Below are 4,872 nucleotides of genomic sequence, written 5' to 3'. Positions count from 1 at the left end.
GTCCTACGGCAGCCGGCTGCTGATCGGCACCGGGAAGTTCGCGAGTCACCAGGTGATGCGGGACAGCCTCGTCGCCTCCGGTGCCACTATCGTCACCGTGGCGCTGCGCCGGGTCGACATCGGCCGGATCGGTGACGGCGACATTCTCGACTTCATCCCGCCGTCGATGACCCTGCTGCCCAACACCTCGGGAGCGGTGGACGCGGCCGAGGCGCTGCGGCTGGCCCGCCTCGGGCGGGCGGCCACGGGCACCGGTCTGGTCAAGCTGGAGGTCACCCCGGATCCGCGCACCCTGGCGCCGGATCCGGTGGAGACCCTGCGCGCCGCCGAGCTCATGGTGGCCGACGGCTTCACGGTCCTGCCCTATTGTTCGGCCGATCCGGTGCTGGCCCGCCGGCTGGAGGAGGTCGGCTGCGCCACCGTGATGCCGCTGGGCAGCTGGATCGGCTCGAACCGCGGGCTGCGCACCCGGGACGCGATCGAGGCAATCGTGGCGAGCGCCGGGGTCCCGGTGGTGGTGGACGCCGGGCTCGGGGTGCCCTCGGACGCGGCCGAGGCGATGGAGATCGGCGCGGCCGCGGTGCTGGTCAACACCGCCATCGCGGTGGCCGCCGATCCGGCGCGCATGGCGCGGGCCTTCGCGCTCGCCACCGCCGCCGGCCGGCTGGGTTTCCTGGCCGGCCGAGGGGCCGCCGGCCCGGCCACGGTGGCGTCCGCCTCCTCCCCGCTCACCGGGTTCCTCGGCGCCCACCCGTCACCGGCGTCGCCCTCGGCGTCGCCCTCGGCGTCGCCCGTGCCCTCGGCGTCCCGGGCGGCGTCCCCGGCACCCGTGCCGGCGGCGGTGGTGGGCGAGGCGTCCAGGTGAGCGCCCCGCCAGGGGAGTTCGCGCGCGAACTTGCCGGTCACGACCTGGCCGGGCTGTCCGCGATGTCGCGGCGGGCCACGTCCGCCGAGGTGGGCACGGTGCTGCGGCGGGTTCGGCCCGGATCCGGCGGGTCAGCCACCCCCCGGATCGGTCTCGCGGAGCTGGCGATCCTGCTCTCACCCGCGGCCACCGCCCGGTTGGAGGAGCTGGCGATTGCCGCCCGGGAGGCGACCCTGCTCCGGTTCGGTCGGGCGGTCCGGCTGTTCGCCCCGATGTACGTGTCGAACGCCTGCCTGTCGTCCTGCACCTACTGCGGCTTCGCCAAGGGCCTGCCGGTGGTGCGCCGCACGCTGGGTATCGAGGAGGTGGTAGCGGAGGGACGCCTGCTGGCCGACCGGGGGTTCCGTCATCTGCTGCTCGTCTCCGGCGAGCATCGCGTCGAGGTGTCGGCCGACTACCTCGTCGCGGTGGTCGAGCGGCTGCGGCCGATGTTCCCCTCGATCAGCATCGAGACCCAGACCTGGTCGGACGACACCTATGCCCGGCTGGTGCGTGCCGGGCTGGAGGGAGTCGTCCATTACCAGGAGACCTACGACCGGGCCCGCTACGCCGAGGTGCATGTCGCCGGCTGGAAGCGTGACTACGACCGGCGGCTGTCCTCGTTCGAACGGGCCGCGCGGGCCGGGGCGCGCCGGCTCGGGATCGGCGCGCTGCTCGGGCTCGCCCCGGACTGGCGCGCTGACGTGCTCGCGCTGGCCGCGCACGCATCCTTTCTCTCCCGTCGCTACTGGCGGACCGAGGTCTCGATCGCGCTGCCGCGCATCAAGCCGAGTGCCAGCGGGTTCCCGCCGGTCGTCGTCGTCGGCGACGCGGAGTTCGTCCAGGCGTACGCGGCCCTGCGCCTGTTCGAGCCGGACCTGGCGCTGTCGCTGTCGACCCGGGAGCCGGCGGTGCTGCGCGACGGGCTCGTCCGCATCGCCGTGACCACCATGAGCGCCGGCTCCTCCACCGAACCCGGCGGCTACACCACGCCCGGCACGGCCCAGGAACAGTTCTCGATCTCCGACGAGCGTTCGCCGGCACAGATCGCCGCGATGCTCGCCGAAGCCGGGTACGAGCCGGTGTGGAAGGACGCCTTCCCGCTCGTGGACCCGGTGCGGTGACGGCGGCCCGGCGTCGCGGGTCATCGATAGTCTGCTCGAATGCAGCGAATAGTCGTCGTGGGCGCGGGAATGGCGGGGGGCCGGGCCGCCGCCGAGGTGCGCGCACGTGGTTTCGCGGGAGAGGTGATCCTGCTCGGGGCGGAGCCGCACCGGCCCTACGATCGTCCGCCCCTGTCCAAGGCCGTGCTCTCCGGCCGTATCGACGACACGACGTTGCCCTTCGACCTCGACGGGGTCGAGGTGTGCCTCGGGCGGCGGGCGACCGGCCTGCGACCGGGCACCGTGGAGACCGACGCGGGGCCGCTGGACTACGACGGCCTGGTGTTGGCGACGGGAGCTGAGCCGGTAACCCTGCCGGGCGACGGCCCGCAGCGGGTCCTGCGTTCCATTGACGACGCCCGGCGCCTGCGTGACGCCCTGCGCCCCGGCGTCCGGCTCGTCATCGTCGGTGCCGGCTGGATCGGCGCGGAGGTCGCTACGGCGGCGGCAGCGATCGGTGCCGAGGTCACCGTCGTGGAGGCGGCCGCCTCGCCGCTGTTCGCCGCGCTCGGCGCGCAGGTGGGCCGGTGCACGATCGCGTGGTACGCCCGGGCCGGGGTCACCCTGCGCCTGGCTACGGCCGTGGAGCGGGTCACCCCCGACGGGCTGGTGCTGGCCGGCGGTGAGGAGCTGATCGCGGACGAGGTCGTCGTCGGCGTCGGGGTGCGGCCCGGTATCGCCTGGCTCGCCGGTTCCGGGCTCGCCCTCGACCGGGGAGTCGTGGTCGACGAGCATCTCGCCGCCCAGTGGGCCCATGGTGCCGACGATGCCGACGATGCCGACGATGCCGACGATGCCGACGGCGACCCGCCGCCGGTGGTCGCGGTCGGTGACTGTGCCGCCTGGTGGTCGCGTCGCTACGGGCGGCGGCTGCGGGTCGAGCACTGGGACTGCGCCCAGCAGTCGCCCGCGGTCGCGGTCACCACGCTGCTCGGCGGGGATGCCGTCTACGACCCGGTGCCCTACTTCTGGTCGGAACAGTTCGGCCGCATGGTGCAGTTCGCGGGACTGCCCTCGGCGGAGGCCGCCCTGGTGTTCCGGGGCGATCCGGGCGTCGTCGTGCCGCCCGGCGGCGGGCGTCCGCCCGGCTGGTCGGCCGGGTGGTTCGCCCGGGACGGCCGTCTCGAAGCGCTGGTCACCGTGGGGCGCCCGATGGACATGGTCGCCGGTCGCCGGTTGATGGCGGCCGACGGTATCCCGGATCGGGAGCGTTTCGCCGATATCTCCGTGTCGATGAAGGAACTGGCCGCGGCAAGTCGATGACGCCCGGTGACGGCCCGGTGTTCCCGGTGTTCCCGGTGTTCCCGGTGTTCCCGGCGTTCCGGGTTTTCCCGGCGTTCCCGGCGTTCCGGTCGGCTGGATGGCGGGATTTCTGGATATCAGGATCATTGGTGCCCCTGCCGGCCATTGCGTTATGTGCGCATCCTTGTGCGGATCCTTGTTTGGCGACCCCAATCGCCGGAACGTCAGGAACGGTCACTAGAGTGCGGAGACGTGCCTCGCATTCACCTGGTGTCGAACCTGGCCGGTGTGAACGCGCTCGGCGACCATTTGCGGGCAGCGGGTCTCGGCCCGACCTCGGCACGGTCGGCCGACGCGCTTCTCGTGCTCATCGACCGTCCGCTCGACCACGTCGAGCAGGAGTTGCTGGACCGGGCCCGGCAGACCGTCCCGGTCCTGCTCGCCGGGCCGACCATGCGGGCGCTGCCGCCGGGAAGTCCGCTCATCGAGGCGTCCGGTCTCATCCCGGGGCGGACCACCGCGCCCTACGGCCTGCGGTTGACCGTCGGGCCGCAGGGCGGCGCGGTCATGGCCCGGTCCGCGGACTTCCGCCCCCGGGAGAGCTGGATCATCTCCGACAAGATTGCCGACGACGTGGAGCGGCTGCTCCTGGTCCGGCACGAGATGGGCGAGCATCCCGTCTGCACCTGGCGGCCCTCCACGGGCCTCGGCATATTCACCCTGGGTACCGGTCCCGCCGTGCTCGCCGATCCCGCCTACCACCGGCTTGTGGGACGTTGGCTGCGGCACTGCCTCGGCGTGCTCGACGCCGCGCCGGCCAGGGTCGGGCTGCTGGGTACCCCGGACACCACCGGGACGCACCACTCGGCGGTGGACGCGACCGAGGGCCTGGAACTCGCCGCCCTCTGTGACGGCGGTGCCGGCCGGCTCCCGGCGCACGCGGCGGGTCGCCCGCCGCGCCGCGTTGACGACCCGGACGACCTAGTCAACGATCCCGATCTCGGGGTCGTCATCGTGGCCACACCGACCCACACCCGGCTCGAATGGGCCGGTCGTGCGCTGGAGGCCGGCAAACACGTCGTCGTGCACGCCCCGCTCTGCCTGTCGACCCCGGATGCCGACCAGCTCGCGGAGCTCGCGGAGGCCCGGTCCCTGGTGCTCGCGGTGTATCCGGAGGGTCGGGACGACCCGGGCTACCGGGCGGTCCGCGCCGTCGTGCACCGCGGCGCCGTCGGCGAGCCGCTGCGGCTGGACGCCCACCGGGGCGGGTTCCGCCGGCCGGCCGGCACCTGGCACGACGACGAGCGGATCAGTGGTGGGCAGCTCCATGACCGGGGCAGCGCCTGCGTCGACCAGATCCTCGCCCTCGTCGACGAGCCCGTCGAATGGGTCAGCGCGTCCACCGTCAAGCGGGTCTGGCACCACGTCAGCAACGCTGACCACAGCCGGCTGCTGCTGCGTTTCGCGAGTGGGGCCGAGGCGCAGGTCACGGTCTCCGATCTGACGGTGGCCCGGCGCCCGCGGTTCGAGGTGCTCGGGTCCACCGGCTCGCTGATCTTGGAC

4 protein-coding genes are annotated in these 4,872 nt (G+C 73.4%); all 4 read left to right on the top strand.

Annotation, left to right across the window (positions count from 1 at the left end):
• The coding region (locus AC08OP_RS20770; protein ID WP_476615712.1) for a thiazole synthase at window positions 1-865 on the top strand (865 nt) is incomplete at its 5' end.
• Window positions 862-2,028, top strand: coding sequence for a 2-iminoacetate synthase ThiH (thiH, locus tag AC08OP_RS20765; RefSeq protein ID WP_476615711.1), 1,167 nt, complete (start codon window positions 862-864; stop codon window positions 2,026-2,028). The genes AC08OP_RS20770 and thiH, both read left to right, overlap by 4 nt.
• Window positions 2,029-2,067: 39 nt before the next feature.
• A complete protein-coding gene (locus AC08OP_RS20760; RefSeq protein ID WP_476615710.1) occupies window positions 2,068-3,330 on the top strand; it encodes an NAD(P)/FAD-dependent oxidoreductase in 1,263 nt (420 codons plus the stop codon).
• Between the two features lie 231 nt (window positions 3,331-3,561).
• The coding region (locus AC08OP_RS20755) for a Gfo/Idh/MocA family protein (protein ID WP_476615709.1) at window positions 3,562-4,872 on the top strand (1,311 nt) is incomplete at its 3' end.

It is taken from the genome of Frankia sp. CeRuru1, from assembly GCF_977966315.1.
Note: the sequence above shows the minus strand (reverse complement) of the source record. Positions and strands in the feature narration are given on the sequence as shown.